Source organism: Mesorhizobium sp. B2-4-6 (assembly GCF_006442775.1).
Taxonomy (GTDB): Bacteria; Pseudomonadota; Alphaproteobacteria; order Rhizobiales; family Rhizobiaceae; genus Mesorhizobium.
Genome location: NZ_VFVI01000012.1, coordinates 93,619 through 113,469 on the forward strand (window position 1 = coordinate 93,619; position 19,851 = coordinate 113,469).

At 64.6% G+C, this 19,851-nt stretch carries 18 protein-coding genes; 16 read left to right on the top strand and 2 right to left on the bottom strand.

Features of this window, described 5'->3' with window-relative positions; translation table 11 throughout:
- Nucleotides 1-192: 192 nt before the first annotated feature.
- Nucleotides 193-1,224 (bottom strand): porphobilinogen synthase, encoded by a 1,032-nt coding sequence (hemB, locus tag FJ957_RS25140; protein ID WP_140835502.1) that lies wholly within the window; start codon nt 1,222-1,224, stop codon nt 193-195.
- A gap of 121 nt (nt 1,225-1,345) precedes the next feature.
- Nucleotides 1,346-2,167, bottom strand: coding sequence for a DUF2066 domain-containing protein (locus tag FJ957_RS25145; protein ID WP_140835503.1), 822 nt, complete (start codon nt 2,165-2,167; stop codon nt 1,346-1,348).
- 283 nt (nt 2,168-2,450) lie between these two features.
- Between FJ957_RS25145 and FJ957_RS25150 the strand changes: the two genes are divergently transcribed.
- The 16 genes from FJ957_RS25150 to FJ957_RS25225 all read left to right on the top strand — a co-directional run bounded on the left by FJ957_RS25150 (nt 2,451) and on the right by FJ957_RS25225 (nt 19,842).
- Nucleotides 2,451-3,494, top strand: a complete 1,044-nt coding sequence (locus FJ957_RS25150) for an enoyl-CoA hydratase/isomerase family protein (protein WP_140835504.1) — start codon at nt 2,451-2,453, stop codon at nt 3,492-3,494.
- Nucleotides 3,491-3,913: a DUF6163 family protein gene (locus FJ957_RS25155; RefSeq protein WP_140835505.1), complete on the top strand. Its 423-nt coding sequence runs from the start codon at nt 3,491-3,493 to the stop codon at nt 3,911-3,913. The genes FJ957_RS25150 and FJ957_RS25155 overlap by 4 nt, the downstream gene beginning before the upstream one ends.
- A gap of 302 nt (nt 3,914-4,215) precedes the next feature.
- Nucleotides 4,216-4,731 (top strand): MarR family winged helix-turn-helix transcriptional regulator, encoded by a 516-nt coding sequence (locus FJ957_RS25160; RefSeq protein ID WP_040983294.1) that lies wholly within the window; start codon nt 4,216-4,218, stop codon nt 4,729-4,731.
- 483 nt (nt 4,732-5,214) lie between these two features.
- Nucleotides 5,215-6,468 carry a L,D-transpeptidase family protein gene (locus FJ957_RS25165; RefSeq protein ID WP_140835506.1) on the top strand — a complete coding sequence of 418 codons (1,254 nt, stop codon included), beginning with the start codon at nt 5,215-5,217 and terminating at the stop codon, nt 6,466-6,468.
- A gap of 464 nt (nt 6,469-6,932) precedes the next feature.
- Complete coding sequence (locus FJ957_RS25170) at nt 6,933-7,934, top strand: LacI family DNA-binding transcriptional regulator (RefSeq protein ID WP_140835507.1); 1,002 nt, start codon at nt 6,933-6,935, stop codon at nt 7,932-7,934.
- Nucleotides 7,935-7,987: 53 nt separating this feature from the next.
- Nucleotides 7,988-8,977 carry a BMP family ABC transporter substrate-binding protein gene (locus FJ957_RS25175; protein WP_181180704.1) on the top strand — a complete coding sequence of 330 codons (990 nt, stop codon included), beginning with the start codon at nt 7,988-7,990 and terminating at the stop codon, nt 8,975-8,977.
- 68 nt (nt 8,978-9,045) lie between these two features.
- A complete protein-coding gene (locus tag FJ957_RS25180; RefSeq protein ID WP_140835509.1) occupies nt 9,046-10,581 on the top strand; it encodes an ABC transporter ATP-binding protein in 1,536 nt (511 codons plus the stop codon).
- A complete protein-coding gene (locus tag FJ957_RS25185) occupies nt 10,581-11,609 on the top strand; it encodes an ABC transporter permease (protein ID WP_140835510.1) in 1,029 nt (342 codons plus the stop codon). The genes FJ957_RS25180 and FJ957_RS25185 overlap by 1 nt, the downstream gene beginning before the upstream one ends.
- A 10-nt stretch (nt 11,610-11,619) precedes the next feature.
- A complete protein-coding gene (locus tag FJ957_RS25190) occupies nt 11,620-12,537 on the top strand; it encodes an ABC transporter permease (protein WP_140835511.1) in 918 nt (305 codons plus the stop codon).
- The gene (locus FJ957_RS25195; protein WP_140835512.1) at nt 12,534-13,493 is read left to right on the top strand and encodes a nucleoside hydrolase; all 960 of its coding nucleotides are present in this window, start codon (nt 12,534-12,536) and stop codon (nt 13,491-13,493) included. The genes FJ957_RS25190 and FJ957_RS25195 overlap by 4 nt, the downstream gene beginning before the upstream one ends.
- Complete coding sequence (locus FJ957_RS25200) at nt 13,490-14,245, top strand: glutamine amidotransferase (RefSeq protein WP_140835513.1); 756 nt, start codon at nt 13,490-13,492, stop codon at nt 14,243-14,245. Before FJ957_RS25195 ends, FJ957_RS25200 begins: the two co-directional genes overlap by 4 nt.
- 1 nt (nt 14,246) lies before the next feature.
- Nucleotides 14,247-15,008, top strand: a complete 762-nt coding sequence (locus FJ957_RS25205) for an alpha/beta hydrolase (protein WP_140835514.1) — start codon at nt 14,247-14,249, stop codon at nt 15,006-15,008.
- Nucleotides 14,993-15,931 carry an acetamidase/formamidase family protein gene (locus FJ957_RS25210; RefSeq protein WP_181180705.1) on the top strand — a complete coding sequence of 313 codons (939 nt, stop codon included), beginning with the start codon at nt 14,993-14,995 and terminating at the stop codon, nt 15,929-15,931. The genes FJ957_RS25205 and FJ957_RS25210 overlap by 16 nt, the downstream gene beginning before the upstream one ends.
- Nucleotides 15,932-16,060: 129 nt before the next feature.
- Complete coding sequence (locus FJ957_RS25215) at nt 16,061-17,701, top strand: Na+/H+ antiporter (RefSeq protein WP_140835516.1); 1,641 nt, start codon at nt 16,061-16,063, stop codon at nt 17,699-17,701.
- 126 nt (nt 17,702-17,827) lie between these two features.
- A complete protein-coding gene (gene glyA / locus FJ957_RS25220) occupies nt 17,828-19,141 on the top strand; it encodes a serine hydroxymethyltransferase (protein WP_140835517.1) in 1,314 nt (437 codons plus the stop codon).
- Nucleotides 19,142-19,251: 110 nt separating this feature from the next.
- The gene (locus tag FJ957_RS25225) at nt 19,252-19,842 is read left to right on the top strand and encodes a hypothetical protein (RefSeq protein ID WP_140835569.1); all 591 of its coding nucleotides are present in this window, start codon (nt 19,252-19,254) and stop codon (nt 19,840-19,842) included.
- The last annotated feature ends 9 nt before the right edge of the window (nt 19,843-19,851 follow it).

Here is a 19,851-nt window from a genome sequence, read left to right on the forward strand (position 1 = left end):
GGTTGCAAAATGCAAGCAGTAAGGGAATAGCTTTTCTGATTGCAAAATGTAATTGGTTTTCCGCGATGCGCAGCAGGCTACGGAAGCCTACTGACACCAAGCCCTATGGCGATCGTTCGCAAGACGGAAGATAGCGGCGCTGACACGTCGCGTCGCCGCGCCTTGGCGGCCTCTCGTTGGGGCCTGCGATATCTAGCCCTTCAGCATCTGCGCCACCACAGGCGCAAAATAGGTCAGCACGCCGTCGCAGCCCGCCCGCTTCAGCGAGAGCAGCGATTCCAGCATCGCCTTCTCGCCGTCGATCCAGCCATTGGCGGCGGCTGCCTTGATCATCGAGTATTCGCCCGACACCTGATAGGCGAAGGTCGGCATCTGCAGTTCGTCCTTCAGCCGGCGGATGATGTCGAGATAGGGCAGGCCGGGCTTCACCATCAGCATGTCGGCGCCTTCGGCGAGGTCCTGCTCGGCCTCGCGCACCGCCTCGTCCGAATTGGCGTGGTCGATATAGTAGGTCTTCTTGTCGCCCTTGAGCAGGCCAGCGGTGCCGACCGCCTCGCGATAGGGCCCGTAGAAGGCCGAGGCGAACTTCGTCGCGTAGGACATGATCGCGACGTCCTGGAAACCGTTGGCGTCGAGCGCGTCGCGGATGGCGCCGATGCGGCCGTCCATCATGTCCGACGGCGCGATGATGTCGGCGCCCGCCGCCGCCTGGATGACGGCCGCGGCGGCGACCTGCTCGACCGTCTCGTCGTTGACGATGATGCCGTCGCGCAGGATGCCGTCATGGCCGTGGCTGGTGAACGGGTCGAGCGCGGCATCGGTGATGATGCCGATCTCCGGCACCGCGTCCTTGATGGCGCGCGTGGCGCGATTGATGACATTGTCGGGGTCGAGGATATGCGATCCCGTCTGGTCGCGCAGCGCAAGCTCGACATTGGGGAAGGTGGCGATGGCCGGGATGCCGAGCTTGGCGGCGCGCTCGGCTTCCTTCACCGCGAGGTCGATGGACAGGCGATAGACGTCCGGCATCGCGGCGATCGGCTCGCGCGTGTTCAAGCCGTCGACGACGAAGATCGGCCAGATCAGGTCGTTCACCGAAAGCTGGTTCTCCTGCACCAGCCGGCGCGACCAGTCGGCCTTGCGCATGCGCCGCAGCCGCCGGCTGCCGGTGATCTCGTCGACGCTGCGCGCGCCGGCAGGCTTTGCGGGGGTGAATTTGTTCATCGCCGAAACTCTCTTTTGCGCCGGCTTTTACCACGCGCTTCCGCTGCTGACCAATGCGACACGATTGTGCCAGCGACGTGGCACACGTTCCTCTCCCCCACTTTGTGGGGCGAGGAACCCCCTAGGGCTGCCCGTTCCCCGACAGGATCTGCGCTGTGCCTCTGATCGCAACCCGGAACGCCTCGTCGAAGCTGACGCCGCGGACCTGCCAGCGATACGTCTTGCCGCGATCGGCCAGCCGCCAGTCGGCGATCCAGCCGAGGTCCTTGTCGCTCCACACGATGCTGCCGGCGAGCGCCCGGGCCGCTCCCGCTTTCTTCGCGAGTTTGTCGAGCTTTGCCATATTGGCCGCCGCGACCGCCTTTTCGTCGAGGCCGCCGAACTGCCTGGCATTTGGAAAGGCAATGCGCATCAGCAGTGGACTTGTGGCGTTGGCGAAGGATTCCCTCATCGTCTTGCCGTGGTCCTCATCCGCCGTCAGCACGAAATGCCGCGAACCCTGCTCAGCGGTCATGAAGACGGCGATAGTCGGCCGCTCGCCGAGCCAGGGCCTGCTGCCGAGCTGCGCCAGGAGCTTGTCGACGACGGCCGGCTTGTAGAGGCAGGTGAGATCATGCGGCCGGTCATGCGTGCCTTGCTCGTCATGGATCGGGATGCCTTCGAGCCGGTCGCGATAGCGGAAGGATTGCACGAAGTCGGCCGCTTTGTCGCGCAGGGCCAGCATCTCCGGCTTCTGCGACAGGCGCTGGTCGCCCGAGACCTTGACCAGCACCTTGTCGAGGCAATCCTTGAAGCCGATCTGCCGGTTTACGTCTGCAGTGCCGGTGACGATGGTCTGAGATTGATAAAGCTCGTCCGCAGTCGCGGTCTCGGCAGGGCAAGACATCCGTAGGATGGCGATCAGGCCGATCGCTGCAGCCGCGAGGCGGGAAAATCCGGGCATGGCTTGCCGTCCGGTTCAAGATGCCCATTGTCTAGCACCGGGTGCGTGCGGTGGCCAAGGCTGATTGCCGGCTAAACGAAGGAGCAAGGACTGGCTTCCGGCGCGGCAATTTCCAGATGAATTCCCCGACTATGTGCGTTGCGCGAACGCGCTTATCCCATTCGTATGGTAGCCTGCTTGCCGAGAAAGACGCTGGCTTCTCCGTGGCACTCGACAATTGACGTTGGCCCGGTCGCCGCTTAGCACTTCTCCTCCCGCAGGCGCGGGGGAGGATTCTCTCATTATGGATTTTGGCGGAGGCGACGAGATCCGCTTCGAGCGGCCGGGCAAGGCGGGTGTGGTCACCTTGACCCGGCCCAAGGCGCTCAACGCCGTCACGCACGACATGGTCAAGGCGCTCGGCAAGGCGCTCGACGCTTGGGAACAGGACCCGGGCATCAATGTCGTCGTCGTCAAGGCCGAGGGCAGGGCATTTTCCGCCGGCGGCGATATCCTGCACATCTACGAGGCCGGTCGCGCCGGCAAGCCGCCGGTCGACTTCTTCGCCGACGAGTACCGGCTCAACGCCCGCGTCGCGCGCTTCAAGAAACCCTATCTCGCGCTGATCGACGGCATCGTCATGGGCGGCGGCGTCGGCATCTCCTTCCACGGCTCGCATCGCGTGCTGACCGAGAACGCGCAGTTCGCCATGCCGGAGGTCGGCATCGGCTTCTTCCCGGATGTCGGCGCCAGTCACCTGCTGCCTGATCTCGGCGGCTATTTCGGCATGTATCTCGGATTGACCGGAAATCGCATCCGCTATGGCGATGCGCTTTGGTCGGGGCTTGCCACGCACACGATCAAGGCGGAGGACCAGGCGGGGTTGCTCGACGAGCTGGCGACCAGCAACGATCCGAATGCCGAGCTGCGCGATTTCTTCGTGCCGGCAAAACGCGAGACGGAGCGGCAGGACCTGGATTCGATCGCGCGCCATTTCTCAAAAGGCTCGCTGGCCGATATCGTCGCCAGTCTCGAACAAGCCGCCGCCGGCGACGCTTTTGCCGCAAAGACGCTGGCGACCTTGAAAACCCGCTCGCCGACCAGTCTCAACATCGCCTGGCGCCAGATCAGCGCCGGCTCGACGCTGTCGATGGACGAATGCATGAGGATGGAGTTCCGCATCCTGAACCGCATGCTTGCCGGCCACGATTTCTATGAAGGCATCCGCGCCGCCATCATCGACAAGGGCTCGACACCCAAGTGGCGGCCGGCGGGGCTGGATGAGGTCGATGCGGCTGAGATCGATGCCTATTTCGCGCCGCTTGGGGACAAGGAACTCGCGCTGTGAGCGAAGTCACCTCCCGGCGCGTGGTGCTGCAGCCCTCGACCACCGAGGTGATCTTCGCCTGGTTCCAGCGCGTGATCGCCGGCTACTGCCTTTTGTTCGGCATCCTCTATTGGATCCGCCTGATCGGCATCTATCCGGGCGAACTGTGGCGCTTCGACCTGATGCCGGTGCACTGGCAGGTGGCGGCGGCCATGCTCGCCGTCTTCTTCCCCTTCGCCGCCGCCGGCCTCTGGATGCTGGCGTCGTGGGGACCGGTGATCTGGTTCATCTGCGCGGCGACCGAGACGGTGATGTATGCCGGCTTCCCCGATCTCTTCGGCCATCGGCTGCTGATCGTCGTCTCGCATGCCTGCGTGGCCTTGCTCTACATCGTCTTTCGCGTCATCATATGGCTGCAGAAGCGCCAGCTTCGCCAATGAGCATGATGCCGAAAAGTGTGAAGCGGTTTTCGGATGACATCATGCTCCACCCATAAAGCCGGCCGATGGCCTGCCTCTGCGGGGCGCTTTCTCAGCCCCGTTTCACCCCAAGATCCATTGGCTAAATCTTTAGGTTAATTGTTCTTGCTCGGGTGACCGATCGTTAAGCGTCTTCCGAAACCTCTTACCGGTAAGCTCTTGTTAGCCCTGGCGTTTAAGTCGAATTTTATGAGTATTCGATAGTGTCGCGATCAAGGTGAAAAACAAAAAATCACCAAGGCGACAAACGAGAGGCAAAGACAATGATCAATTCGCGTCCGGCGGCGAAGACCGCAAACGTATCCGACGATCGCCGCGAGGCTATCCGCTCGCTGTACATGGAATCGCTGCAGCTGGTGGAGCGTCTGCACCGCCGCCTGCTTGACGTGATCAAGGACGAGTTCGACCGTAACGGCCGCTCCGACATCAACGCCATCCAGGCGCTGCTGCTCTTCAACATCGGCAATTCGGAGCTGACCGCCGGCGAGCTGCGCTCGCGTGGCTACTATCTCGGCTCGAACGTCTCCTACAATCTCAAGAAGCTGGTCGACCTCGGCTTCATCAACCACCAGCGCTCGCGTATCGACCGCCGTTCGGTCCGCGTCTCGCTGACGCCGAAGGGCAACGAGGTGGCCGACGTCGTCGCCGGGCTCTACGAGCGCCATGTCGGTTCGATCGAGGCGGTCGGCGGCATCAACACCGACGAGTTCAAGCAGATGAACCGCGCGCTGCAGCGGCTCGACCGCTTCTGGAACGATACCATCGCGTATCGTATGTAAGGGCTTCGGAATTGGGACGGGAAAGCCGCGCCGAAGAAGCACGGCCCGGGGAAAAGAATAGGAGGTCGGCGCCGAAGCGCGCCGGTCTTTTTCTTTTTTGCGAAGGCGGGCATCTGCGGGAGCTTGACCGTCGCTCCGCGCATGAAAGCCCTTCGCCTGAAGGGCAGGGCACAGATTTCATAGCGACGCGCTGGCATCTTGCGATGCAAAAAAGCATCGCTGCCTCTCCCTTCACCTTGCCACCGCAAGCAAATCGCGGGCCGAGGCCACGTTGCCGCCATAATCGCGGGCAATGCGAGTGGTGGGTGATGCTGCGGGCCTGTGCCCTGCGCTTCTTGGAACCTGCGTGGCGGCAGCGCGTCTCTGGCGGCCGAGCGACGTGAGGTCATGGTTGGCGAATTGTTAAGTTTGCCGCCCCTAGAGTGTGGACAAAGCCGCCCGGCAAGCGAGTTGAGCGAGAGCGATAAAGCAAGAATGTCTGCCATGAGAACCAGCCGCCGTTTCTTCCTTACCGGAGCCTCCGCGCTCGCCGCCGCCGTGGTCGCCGGCCATGCGAGCGCCCAGGACGTGATCGGGGACATCCTGAAATCCTCGACCCGCGGCAATTGGGACGACCAGTTCGACGCCCGCGGCACCGACACCAACAAGGTCGCCTCGACGCTGCCGATCTTCAGCCAGCAGACGGTGGCCTTCACCGAGCAGGCGGTGGCGCAGTATCAGAACATCGTCTCCCAGGGCGGCTGGGAACAGGTTCCGGCGACCAAGAAATTGCAGCTCGGCGTCGACGATCCGGATGTCGTTCCGCTGCGCAAGCGCCTGATGGTCTCGGGCGACCTGCCGCAGAGCGCCGGCATCTCGACGGTCTTCGATTCCTACGTCGACTCGGCGGTAAAGCGCTTCCAACTCCGTCACGGCCTGCCGGCCGACGGCGCCATGGGCAAATACACCTATACGGCGATGAACGTCTCGGCGCAGATCCGGCTCGGCCAGTTGCAGACCAATCTGCAGCGACTGAAGGAAAAGGCCGGCACGCTCGGCAGCCGTTACGTGCTGGTCGACATTCCCGGCGCCCAGGTCGAGGCGGTCGAGAACGACCGCGTTGTGCTGCGCCACACGGCGATCGTCGGCAAGATCGACCGCCAGACGCCGATCGTCAATTCGAAGATCAACGAGATCATCGTCAATCCGTACTGGAACGCGCCGGTCTCGATCGTACGCAAGGACATCATTCCGCTGATGCGGAAGGACCCGAACTACCTCAAGGACAGCCACATCCGCCTGTTCGCGCCAGACGGCAGCGAGGTGGATCCGATGACCATCGACTGGTCGACGGACGATGCCGCGAAATACCGCTTCCGCCAGGATCCGGGCAACAACAACGCTATGGCCTCGGTCAAGATCAACTTCCCGAGCCCGGACGGCGTCTACATGCACGACACGCCGCAGCAGAGCCTGTTCGGCAAGCTGATGCGCTTCGATTCCTCGGGCTGCGTGCGCGTCCAGAACGTGCGCGACCTCGTCACCTGGATCCTGCGCGACACGCCCGGCTGGGACCGCCAGCATTTCGAGGCGGCGATCAAGACCGGCGAGAACACGCCGATCCAGGTCGTCAACCCAGTGCCGGTCCACTTCCTCTATCTGTCGGCATGGTCGACGGCTCCGGGCGTCGTGCAGTTCCGCGATGATATCTACGCCCTTGACGGCGCCGCCGAGCTTCAGATCAGCTCCGCGCAGTAAGTATCTGATCCTTGAAAGAAAAAGGCCGCTCTCAGCGGCCTTTTTTTGTTTGGGCGACGCAATGCGCGCCTTACAGTATTCCAGGAAAAGTGGGTGCGATTTTCCGTCCGGAATTGCGTGAAAGTAGAGAGATAGAGCGGTTCGCCGTTTCCGTGAAACGGAGCTTGGGCGTTGGGGGCGGTCGGGCGCATCTTCGGCTTTCCGAGCGATCCTGGAGCCGCCTGCAGCAAGACAATCGCGTCAGCATGGCAAGGCCTTTGCGGTGCCCGGGCCATGTGGGCCCCGCGGATATCCGGTGGGTTGCTGGAACTCGTCCTGCCGATGACCCCTTGCAAGAATGATAAGTTCGTCGCCGCGGTCGAATGTAAGCGCAGCTCACAAAAGTCAGTAAACCACTTTACGCAACCGCTTTACTAGCCAAATTTTATGGGATAGCGTTTGGTTCGTTGCTGGCTGGGGCGGACATGAGCACCATCAATGAAGTCGCGATAATGGCGAGGGTGTCGACCACCACCGTGTCGCGCTATCTCAACAATCGCATCGAGCTTCCGGCGGAGACGGCGGCCCGCATCGACGCGGCCATCGTGGCGCTCGACTATCGCCCGAACATTCTCGCCAAGCGCCTGAGTCTCGGCCGCTCCGAGGCGATCGGCATGATGACGCCTGAAATCGCCAACCCGTTCTTTGCCGAACTGGCCGCCGCCGTCGAGGACGAGGCGGAAAAGCACGGCTATTCCGTCCTGATGAGCAGCACCGGCGGCAACCGGGAGCGCGAGCTCGCCAGTCTCAGGCGGCTGAAGGACGGCCATGTCGACGGGCTGATCATGATGACCAATCGGCCGGACGACGGCTCGCTCGCCGCCACGCTTCACCATTACGGCCACATCGTTCTGATCGACGAGGACATCCCGGGCGTCAACGTTCCGAAAATCTTCGTCGAGAACCGCGAAGGCGCTCGCGCCGCGACGCGCCACCTCATCGAGGCCGGGCACCGGCGCATCGCCCATATCGGCGGCCCGGCGAAGCTGTTCAGCGCCATCGAACGACTGGCCGGGTACCGCGACGCCATGGCCGAGGCGGGGATAGAAGTCGACGACGGCGATATCCGCCAGGGCGAATATTCGCGCGCGTTCGGCCGCGCCGCCATGCTGGACATCCTGGCCGGCGGCCAGCGGCCGACGGCCGTTTTCGCCGGCAGCGATTTCATTGCCATCGGGATCATGGAAGCGGTGCGTTCCAAAGGCCTCAACGTGCCGCAGGATATTTCGCTGGTAGGCTTCGACGACATGCCGTTTGCCGACCTCCTCGCGCCAGGCCTCACCACAATCCGTCAGCCGACCGCCGAACTCGGCCGCATCGGGTTCAGCACGCTCAAGGCGCTGATCGACAAGGCGTCGCCGCCTGAACTCACACGGCTCCCGGTCGCGCTGGTCAAGCGCAACTCGGTAGCGCCGCCACGCTCCTGAGACAGACAGTTCGCAACCAAGAAAGGGGAATGAAACAAATGACAAGATCGATCATGAAATCAATAGCATACGCCGCTGCTCTCGGGCTTGGCCTGGTGGCCGGACCGACACTCGCCGCCGACTTCAGCGCTGTCTATGTGATGTCGGACAATCTCGGCGACATGGGCTTCAACGACAACGCCGCAACCGGCTTCGCCCGCGCCGAGAAGGAAGGCGTCAAGTCGCGCCTGCTGCAGGCATCGCCGACCGACCCGCAGCTCTGGCGCCAGAATCTCGAGGCAGTATCGAATTCGGGCGAATGGAGCGTCGTCTTCACCGGGCCGAACATGCACGACAATCTGGCCGACGTCGCGCCGCAGCACCCCGACCAGAAATATGTCTTCTTCGACGACGAGTTGAAGCAGCCGAACGTTCTTTCGGTGAAATACGCGCAGAACGAAGGCTCCTATCTCGCCGGCGCGCTGGCCGCGATCGCGGCGACCGACAAGAAGGATTTTCCGCTCACGTCCGGCGATCCGAAGATCGCGGTGGTCGCCGGCATGGACCTGCCGGTCATCCAGGACTTCATCCTCGGATTCAAGCAGGGCGCCAAGACCGTCGTGCCGGACATCGACGTGCAGGTGATCTTCATCGGCAACTTCAACGACGCGCAGAAGGCTTACGACCTGACCAAGACCGCGATCCAGAACGGCGCCAACGTCGTCTTCAACGTCGCCGGCCCAGCCGGTCTCGGTATCCTCAAAGGCGCGGCGGATTCCAAGAAATACGCCATCGGCGTCGATTCCGACCAGAGCGGCCTGCACCCCGATTATGTGATCGCCTCGATGATCAAGCAGATCGGCAACTCGATCTACGACTCCATCAAGCAGATCCAGGACGGCAAGGCCGAGTTCGGCAAGCTCAAGGTCTACGGCCTCGCCAATGAGGGCGTCGGCCTGATCTACAACGACAAGCTGGTGCCCGCCGACATCAAGGCCAAGGTCGACGCCGCCAAGGCCAAGGTGGTCAGCGGCGAGATCAAGGTCGACACTGCTTTCAAGTAAGCCTCCCAGGACCTTGAAACGGGACGCTGCTCCGGCAGCGTCCCGCATCCCGACCAGGAAGCGCGCCGATGAGTGACCCAGATATCATTTTGAGCCTTGCAGGCATCGCCAAGTCGTTTGGCGACAAGGCCGCGCTCAGCCATGTCGACCTCGATGTCCGGCTCGGCGAGGTGCATGTCATCTGCGGCGAGAACGGCGCCGGCAAATCGACGCTGATGAACATCCTTGCCGGCATCCACCAGCCGAACGCCGGCTCCATCGTGCTGAACGGCAAGACCGTGACGATCGCCGACCCGATTGCCGCGAGCCGCCTCGGCATCGGCATGGTGCACCAGCACTTCACGCTGGTGCCGTCCATGAGCGTGGCTGAGAACCTGTTTCTCGGCCGCCAGCCACGCAGGCTGGGTATCTTCTCCGACCGCCGGCAGATGGTCGAGCGCGCCCGCGAACTGATCGCGCGCTACAATTTCCGCCTCGATCCGGAAGCGCCGGTGCGCACGCTTTCGGTTGGCCAGCGCCAGCGCGTCGAGATTCTGAAGGCGCTGGCGTTCGACGCGGATCTCTTGATCCTCGACGAGCCGACCGCCGTGCTGACTCCACCGGAAGTCGATGAGCTGATCGGTGTGGTCGACGGCTTGCGCGCCAGGGGCCGCACCATCCTTTTCATCACCCACAAGCTGCGCGAGGTGAAAGCCGTCTCCGACCGCGTGACCGTCATTCGCCACGGCCGCAGCATTTCGACGCGCAATACCGCCGACGTCACCGAAGCCGACATCGCCCGCGACATGGTCGGCCGCGACGTGTTCCTGGTCGGCCGCAAGGGCAGTGGGCAGCGCAGCTTCGGCGCCCCGGTCCTGGCGCTCGACAGTGTCAGCATGACCAATCATTCAGGCCGGCGCCTGCTCGACCGTATTTCTCTCCAGGTACGCGCCGGCGAGGTCCTGGGCATCGCCGGCGTCGACGGCAACGGCCAGACCGAACTCGCCGAGGCGATCGCCGGGTTGATGCCGGTGCAGGCGGGCAGGATCCGCTTCGGCGACCGGGATTTGACGGACGCTGACCTATGGGAGCGCCAGCAGGCCGGCCTCGGCTTCGTGCCGGAAGACCGCCTCGACCGTGGCCTGAGCGTCACGATGAGCGTCGCCGAGAACGTCGCGGCGACGAACTACAGCCGCGCCGGATTGCTGTCCGGCGGCCTGATCAGCCGGCAGAAGCTGGACAGCTTCGCGGGCGACAAGATCAAGGAGTTCGACGTGCGCGGCGCGCAACCTGCCACGCAGGCCGGCTGGCTCTCCGGCGGCAACATGCAGAAACTGGTGATTGCCCGCGAGCTGGAGCGCGACCCATCGCTGCTCCTGATCTGCCAGCCGACGCGCGGACTGGACATCGGCGCGTCCGAATTCGTTCACGCGCGCATCCTGCAAGCCGCCGACCGAGGCCGCGCCGTGCTCCTGATCTCGTCCGAGCTCTCGGAAATCTTCGCGCTCTCCGACAGGATCGGCGTCATGTATTCGGGGCGCATGATGCGCGTCCTCGACCGCGCCGAGGCCGACGAGGAGACCGTCGGATATCTGATGAACGGCGGATCGAAGGAGGCTGCGTAATGGCGCCGGCGCTGTCCAATTTCCTGCGCGTCATCCGCGCGCCGCTCGCCGCGATCCTGCTCACGCTGGCGCTCGGCTTCATGCTGGTCGCGTCGATCACGGATGAGCCGGTCCGCGCCTATCGCGACCTGCTGCTCGCCAATTTCGATTCGCTCGGCAACTTCGCCCTGTTCCTGAACCGCGCCACGCCGCTCACCCTGATCGCGCTCGGCGTCGTCTTCTCTTTTCGCGCCGGCATCTTCAATGTCGGCGGGGAGGGCCAGCTTTACGCAGGCGCGGTCACCACCACCGTCGTGGCCATCGCCGGCGCTTCGCTGCCGGCCTTTATGTTGATGCCGCTCGCTATCGTCGCCGGTTTTCTTGCCGGTGCGGTGGTCGGCTGGATTCCGGGCGTGCTCAAGGTGCGTCTCGCCGTCGACGAGGTGGTGACGACATTGATGCTCAACATCATCATTCTCCTGATCACCTCCTGGCTGGCCAACCAGGTGATCCGCGACACCACCGCCTATGGCGCAGTGAGCTGGATGGTGCCGAGCTCAATCTGGCTGCCGCCCTTGCCTTTCGTTCCGCGCGCCACCAGCGGCTTCCTTGTCGCTGCCGTGCTTGCCGTCGTCTCATGGGTCGTGCTGTTCCGCACCCAATGGGGCGCCGAGGTTCGCGCGGCCGGCACCAATCTGCGCTTTGCCGAGGCCACGGGCGTGCCGGCGGCGCGGCGGGTGATCTCGGCGATGGTCATTGCCGGTGGATTGGCCGGGCTGGCCGGAGCGCTTTATGTGCTCGGCGTCGGACACCGCTTCGAGCAGAATTTCTCGCCGAGCTACGGACTGGTCGGCCTGACCTGCGCCCTGCTTGCCCGCGTCCATCCGATCGGTTCGCTGGCGACCGCGCTCTTCTACGCCGCGATGCTGAATGGCGCCGCCTACATGCAGATTTCCACAGATGTGCCGCGCTCCCTGGTCAACCTTTTGACGGGCCTGCTCGTGCTGCTGATGACGGCGCGGCTGCGTCGCGCCGCCCAGGCAGCGTGAGGAGGCGCGCATGAACCTGACATCGCTGCTCGCCGCCGTCCTTGAACAGTCGACCCCGATCCTTCTCGCCGCGCTGGCGGCGATGATCACCTTGCGCGCCAACATCCTTAATGTTGCCGTCGAGGGCATGATGCTGGCGGCCGCCTTCGCCGCCGTCGCCGTCGGCGACTGGAGCGGCAGCGCCTGGCCTGCGTTCCTGTCGGCGCTGGTGGCCGCGGTGGTGCTTTCGCAGCTTCTGGCGCTGCTGACCTTGCGCTTCTTCGCTGACTTCATCGTGGCGGGCCTTGGCATCAACCTGCTTGCCGCCGGCGGCACATTGTTCATCCTCGAGCGCTACTACAACAGTCCAGGCGGGCTGAGGCCGATCGCCTTTCCCGACATCTGGCATGTGCCCGCCGGATCGCTGTCCTGGCTGCCGGTGCTCGGCCCGGCCTTCGAAGGCCAGAGCATCATCGTGCTCATCGCGCTTGTCGCGGTGCCGCTCACCTATGTCTTTCTCTACAAGACGCCGCTCGGCGCCAGCCTGCGGGCCGCGGGGGAGGACGAGCACGCCGCGCGCTCCGCCGGCATCCGCATCGCCGTCATGAAAGCCCTGTCCTTGGCGGTCAGCGGCCTGCTGGCCGGGCTTGCCGGCGCGCAACTTGCCATGGACAAGCTGCATTTCTTCCTGCCGGACATGACCAGCGGTCGCGGCTTCATCGGGCTGGCCGCGACGCTGTTCGGCGGCGGCCAGCCCTGGATGACGGCGGCGGCGTCCTTCCTGTTCGGCGTCTTCGGCGCGCTGGGCGACCGCCTGCAAGTGTTCGCCATCCCCTCGCAGTTCGTGCTGATGCTGCCCTATCTCGCCGCCATAATCGGCCTGACCTTCGCCCGCTGGCGCATCCTGGTGCGCAACCGGCCGGCCAGAATTCAGGACAATCCCCAATGACGAAGCCGATCATCCTCGACTGCGATCCGGGCAATGACGATGCCCTGGGCATCCTGGTCGCCGCCGGCCATAAGGCGCTCGACCTGAAGGCGGTGACGACGGGTGCCGGTCATCTCGCCGGCGACCGCACGGCGCAGAACGGCGCGATTGCCGTTGCTGTTACGGGGCGCAAGGATGTTCCGGTTTCGGCCGGCGCCATGGGGCCATTGGTGCGCGACAGGCTGATCGCCGGCATCCTCGACCAGGCGAGCGCGCTTGACCCGGAGCGGCCGGATCTCGAAGCGGTCCTCCTCGATCCACGCCACTCCAGCGACCTCATCGCCGAGATGGTCCTTTCGGGCGCCGCCGCTACCGTCGTCACCACCGGTCCGCTGACCAATCTGGCCATGGCGCTGCGGCGCAATCCCGGCCTGGCGGAAAGGATCGGGCGCATCGTCTCGCTCGGCGGGGCCTGGGGACTCGGCAACAAGACAGCTGCGGCGGAGTGGAACGTTCTGTGCGATCCGGAGGCGGCGGCCATCGTGTTCGGGGCCGGCATTCCTTTGACGCTTCTTCCGATCGACGTGGGACCGCAGGCGATTATCACCGAAGGATTGATCGCGGACGCCGAGGCGATTGGCGGCAAGGTCGGGCTCTTCGCTGCCGAGCTCCTACGCTCGCTGAACACGACATTCCGCCCGGGCGTGTTCGGGCCCGGCGCCATGCCGCTCAACGATCCCGTGGCATCGCTCGTAGCGGCCGAACCCTCCCTGGCCAGGACCGTTCCGGCTCGGGTCGAGGTCGAGCTCGCCGGCAAGTTCACCTATGGCCGCACGGTCATCGACTTTACCGGCCGCTCGGGGCAGCCGAACGCCGAAATCGCCGTCGAGTTCGACGGGGAGGGCATCCACGCCGCTTTCATCGCCGCGCTGAAGCGGCTGGCCAGCCGGCCTTACAGAACAGGAGAGGAAGTATGACAAAGAGCCGTCGCGTCCTGATAGCGGGCGAATCCTGGACCGTTCATTCGATCCACCAGAAGGGCTTCGATTCCTTCACCACGACGGAGTACGCCGAAGGCGTGCGCTGGCTGCGCGACGCCCTCGAAGGCGGTGGCTGGGACGTTGTCTACCAGCCGGCCCATGTCGCCGCGCGCGACTTCCCCTTCAGCGCCGGCGAGCTGGCGAAGTTCGACTGCGTTATGCTGAGCGACATCGGCGCCAACACCCTGTTGCTCCATCCCGACACGTTCGTGCGGTCGAAGATGCTGCCCAATCGCCTCGAAGCGATACGCGACTATGTCCTCGGCGGTGGCGGTCTGGTGATGGTCGGCGGCTATATGACCTTCCAGGGCATCGACGCCAAGGCGCGCTATCGCGACACCGAAGTCGCGGAGGTGCTGGGAGTGGAAATGGAGGCGGGCGATGACCGCGCCGAGCGGCCGCAAGGCGTGAAGCCGCGTGTTGCCGCAGCAAGTCACCCGATCGTCGGCGGGCTGGAAGCGGAGTGGCCGGCGCTGCTCGGCTACAACCGCTTTGCCGCCAGGCAGAAGGCGACGGTGGTCGCGACCGTCGGCAACGATCCCTTGATCGTCGCGGCGGAATTCGGCAAGGGCCGGTCGGTCGCCTTCGCGTCGGATTGCGGGCCGCATTGGGCGCCGCCCGCTTTTGTCGATTGGCCGGGCTACACGACGCTCTGGCGGCAGATCGTCGGCTGGGCGGCGGGAGCCTGACATGGTGACGCTCAACATCATGCGCTGGGGCGACCGCGGCGCGCCGAAGACGATGGTGGCGCTGCACGGCATCACCGCCAATGCAGGCGCCATGACCGAGCCGGCGCGTGTGCTTGCCGCGCGTGGCTGGCAGGTGATCGCTCCCGACATGCGCGGCCACGGCGAAAGCGCGCGGGGCGACGGCGATTTTTCCTTCGACAGCCTGCTCTCCGATTTCGCCGGGAACCTGCCTGCCGCGCCGGATGTGCTGCTTGGCCATTCCTTCGGTGGCACAATGGCGCAGCTTGGCGTGCTGCGCGGCCTGTTCCGGCCGAAGGCAATGCTTCTGGAAGACCCGGTTTCGCATTTTGCCGACAAGGCGACGCCGAAGGGCATGCTGGACTGGGACGAAGCAAATCTGCCCCACGACATCGAGGGGCTGCTGAAACTCAATCCAGGCTGGTCGCGGCGGGACGCTGCCTGGAAAGTCGTGTCGCTCGAGCAGATATCGTTCGATGACGCGCGTTCAGCCTTCGCCGGCAACGCGCCCTGGGATCTGCGGGATGAGGCGGCGCGCCTTGCCCGGATGCTGCCGACGGTTTGGGTCCTGCCGGAAGTGAGCCGGTTTGTCCCGACCGACGACACCGCCCGCCTGCGGGCAGAGGTCGGCGAGCGGTCTGTCGTCGTGATGCCCAATGTCGGCCACAGTATACATCGCGACGCCACGCAGGCATTCGTCGACATAGTCGAGAAACTGGGAGCCGGCACTTGGTTCGACCGCTGAATGACGGGCACGATTTCGTCTTCCAACTGGGAGGGCATGCGCCGCGGCTTTCCGTCAGGCCTGGCGAGCAATTCACGGTGTTCACCGAGGACTGCTTTTCCGGTAAGCTGACGAGCGTCGACGGCAAGCCGCGCAAGGTCGCGCCCTATCCGAAAGTCAACCCGCTGGTCGGTCCGATCGCCGTCGAAGGCATCAGGGCCGGCGATATCATGGCGATCCGCCTGCATCGCCTGGAGCCCGCTCGTGACTGGGGCGTGGCGACGATATCACCGAATTTCGGCTTCCTGTCGGGAACCCGCGCCTCGCCTAACTTGCAGCGGGAGCAGGAGGAGCGGGTGTGGATCTGGCGCCTCTCGCCGGATCGAACGCAATTGACCACACGGACCTCCTCCGGCCGCACGCTTTCCGCCAGCTATCGGCCGTTCCACGGCACGCTGGGCGTCGCGCCCGCTCATGGCGAGGTTCGCCTCGGCGTCGTTCCCGGCGACTTCGGCGGCAATTTCGACATCCCGGATCTGAGGGAAGGCGCGACGCTCTACCTGCGGGCCAATGTCGATGGCGGGCACATCTATATCGGTGACGGACATTACGCGCAGGGTGATGGCGAGATCGCGGGCACCGCGGTCGAGGGCGCCTTCTTCACGACCCTGTCCGCCGAGAAGGCGGTGCCGGATGAGAGCTTCGACTGGCCGCGCCTGGAGACCGAAAGCCATATCGGCGTCATCGGCTGCGCGCGGCCGCTGGACGACGCCGCCCGCATCGCGGTCGCCGGGCTGGTGCGCTGGGTGGCGCGCCGTGCAGGCCTGGACACGATGGACGCGCATCAACTGGTCAGCCAGACCTGCAGCCTGCGCGTCGGCAATGTCGTGAATCCCGCCTTCACGGCGCTTTGTTCCGTGCCCAAGGCGGTTCTGTCGCCATAGGGCGTTCCATCAACCTGAATTGTCCGGGCGGAACGGGACGTCGCCCGCATGATACGCCAGGTGACGTCCGGCCGGCTGGACGCGGGGCCGGCAATTGGCCATGGTCGGTCGACTAGCCGGAATCGCGCCATGGACGTCGCCGTCTTCATTCTCGTCGTGCTCGCCTTCGTAACCGTTTCCGGTGCGCTGGTGCGGCTGGTGCGCGTGCCGCTGCCGGTACTGCAGATCGCGATCGGCGCCGGCCTGGCCTGGCCGGCACGCGGACTGCATGTCGAGATCGACCCGGAGCTGTTCCTCCTGGTATTCATTCCGCCGCTTCTGTTCGGCGATGCGTTCTCGGCGCCGAAGCGCGAGCTGATAGCGCTGCGCAGCCCGATCCTCGACCTCGCCATCGGGCTCGTCTTCTTCACCATCGTCGGCTTCGGTTACGCCTTGCACTGGCTGGTGCCGAGCATTCCGCTGGTGGTCGCCTTCGCCCTGGCCGCCGTGCTGTCGCCGACTGATGCGGTCGCCGTGTCCTCGATCGTCGACCGCAATGTCGTCCCGGCGCGGCTGATGCACATATTGGAAGGCGAATCCCTGCTCAACGATGCCTCGGGCCTGGTGATGTTCCGCTTCACGGTCGCGGCGGCGCTGACCGGCAGCTTTTCGTTCGCCGCGGCATCCCTGAGTTTCCTCTTGGCAGTGGCGATCGGCATTCTCGCCGGCGTCGCGGCGCTGTTCATCGCCGCGAAGTCGTTGCAGATCCTCGGCCGCATCACCAGCACACCGGCCGAGGCGCAGGTGCTGGTCATGGTGCTGTTGCCCTTCGTCGCCTATCTGATCGCCGAGCATTTGAACGCGTCGGGCGTTCTGGCGGCTGTCACCGCCGGCCTGTTGACCGGATATTCCGGCATCGTCCGCCACATGGCGGTCTCGGCGCGCATCCAGACGATCTCGCTCTGGTCGATGCTGATCTTCATGTTCAACGGCTCGCTGTTCATCCTGCTTGGCCTGCAACTGCCCGACATCATCCGCAAGGTGCCGCCGGAACTGACGGCCCGGCATTGGCTGTTCGAGCCGGCATTGACCGTGCTGTTGCTCACGCTCTGCCTGATCGGGCTGCGCTATGTCTGGATCTGGATCGGCGACATGGGCGCCGTGCTTGCCGCGCGGCTCGGCAAGCGCAAGGCCGAACCCTTTGGCTTTCGCGTCAGGCTCGCCGGCTCCATCGCAGGCGTGCGCGGCGCGGTGACGCTGGCCGGCATCCTGTCCCTGCCGCTTACCTTGCAGGACGGCTCGCCCTTTCCGGCTCGCGACCTCGTGATCTTCCTCGCCGCCGGCGTCATCATATGCTCGCTGGCGATTGCGAGCCTTACCCTGCCTACGGTCGCGCGCGGTCTCGTCGAACCCGGCGAGCATCCAGGTGCGGCCGAAGAGCGCCGGGCCCGTGTCGGCGCCGCCAACGCGGCCATCGCCAGGATCGAAGGCCTCGCCAGCGACGGCAACGAAGGAGAGGCGGCGGACATCAAGCTTGCCATCGCCGAGAGTGTCGCATCCATCTACCGGCGGCGCATCTCGCTCTCCGACGGCGCCGACGACGCGCGTGCCGAGGCTCGTGAATCCGGGCGGATCGAGCTCGGATTCAGACTTGCCGGCATCGAGGCCGAGCGGGCCGAACTGCAGGCGATGCTTCGCCGTGGCGACATCAATGACCATACGGCGCGCAAGCTGTTCACCGAGATCACCTTCTCGGAAGCGATCCTCAAGGGCCGCGAACCGCGGGATTAGAACTGGACGGGTTTGTCTTGGCGCAAACCGGCCAGCAAATTTCGCGCCGCAAACGTGGCGGCCCGAAAACAACTGTGTTAATGCGCGGCGACCTCGCAGACCTCCGGCCCCAAGGGAAAGCAAGCCATGTCAAACGCAGCGGCAGCCTCCAGCAAATTCGAATCCTTCTTCGAGACCACGCTTGCCGACGCCGATCCGGAAATCTTCGGTGCCATCCGCAACGAGCTTGGCCGCCAGCGCCACGAGATCGAGCTGATCGCGTCGGAAAACATCGTGTCGCGCGCCGTGCTCGAAGCGCAGGGCTCGATCATGACCAACAAATATGCCGAGGGTTATCCGGGCAAGCGCTACTATGGCGGCTGCCAGTTCGTCGACGTGGCCGAGGAACTGGCCATCGAGCGCGCGAAAAAGCTCTTTGGCTGTAACTTCGCCAACGTCCAGCCGAATTCGGGCAGCCAGATGAACCAGGCCGTGTTCCTGGCGCTGCTGCAGCCCGGCGACACCTTCATGGGCCTCGACCTGAATTCGGGCGGCCATCTCACCCACGGCTCGCCGGTCAACATGAGCGGCAAGTGGTTCAAGGTCGTCTCCTACGGCGTGCGCAAGGACGATCACCTGCTCGACATGGACGCGATCGAGAAGACCGCGCACGAGACCAAGCCGAAGCTGATCCTGGCCGGCGGCACCGCCTATTCGCGCATCTGGGACTGGAAGCGCTTCCGCGAGATCGCCGATTCGATCGGCGCCTATCTGATGGTCGACATGGCGCATATCGCTGGCCTCGTTGCCGGCGGCATGCATCCGTCGCCGCTGCCTCATGCCCATGTCGTGACCACGACGACCCACAAATCGCTGCGCGGTCCGCGCGGAGGCATGATCCTGTGCAACGACGAGGACATCGCCAAGAAGATGAACTCGGCGGTGTTTCCGGGCCTGCAGGGCGGCCCGCTGATGCATGTCATTGCCGCCAAGGCGGTGGCGCTGGGCGAAGCGCTGAAGCCGAGCTTCAAGACCTATGCCGAAAGCATCGTCGCCAATGCCAAGGCGCTGGCCTCCAGCCTGCAGGAGACCGGCCTCGACATCGTCTCGGGCGGCACCGACAATCATTTGATGCTGGTCGACCTTCGTCCGAAGAACGCCACAGGCAAGCGCGCGGAAGCAGCCCTCGGCCGCGCCAACATCACCTGCAACAAGAACGGCATCCCGTTCGATCCGGAAAAGCCGTTCGTGACGTCGGGCGTACGCCTCGGCACGCCGGCCGGCACCACGCGCGGCTTCGGCCAGGCCGAATTCCGCGAGATCGGCAAGCTGATCGCCGAGGTGCTGGACGGGCTGAAGGTGGCGAATTCCGACGACGGCAATGCGGCGGTCGAGGCCGCCGTCAAGGCCAAGGTCATGGCGCTTACCGATCGTTTCCCGCTCTATCCCTATCTCGGTTGATCATCGGTCGGTTGCCCTCCGTCGGTTGACCGCGCGACATACGTCATCTTTTATCCCTGCGCTTCGCGCCGCTCCTTGATCCGGCGGCGCGGCCTACCGGAGACCTGATGATGCGCACTTTCCGTCTTGCCGCCCTGGCCCTGTCTGGCTCGCTGGCCGTTTTCGCCCTGTCCGGCGCGGTTGCGCAGGAACAAGCGCAGCCCGGATCCGACATGCCGGCCACCAATACCTTCGGCAAGTGGACCACCATCATCGATACGCTCGATACCGGGCAGGATGCGCACAAGACCTGTGCCGCCTCGACGGCTTTCCTCGACGGCAACGGCAACGCCGGTTCCCTGACGCTGTCGATCTCGACCGGCGACGCGCTGCCGCCTGACGCGTATCCGGCCATCATGTTCATCATCGACAACGGGAACCTGCCGACCGGCGACAGGATCGCCGCGACCTTCGGCGACCCTGGCGTGAAGGTCGCTGCGACCGTGACCTCCAACGGCGCCGCGGGTGGTCGTCCCAGCTGGATGGTTGACAACCAGGCCAAGACCAGCCTCGCCCTGCTGCGCGCCATGCGCAAGGTCACCTCGCTTGATGTGACCTTCGGCAAACAGAAGGTCACCAGCATTCCGATGGACGGCTTCACCAAGGCCTATCGCAATCTCGGAACGTCCTGCGGTTTCTCGACCAAGGACGTCGCGCCCTGACACCTGTCG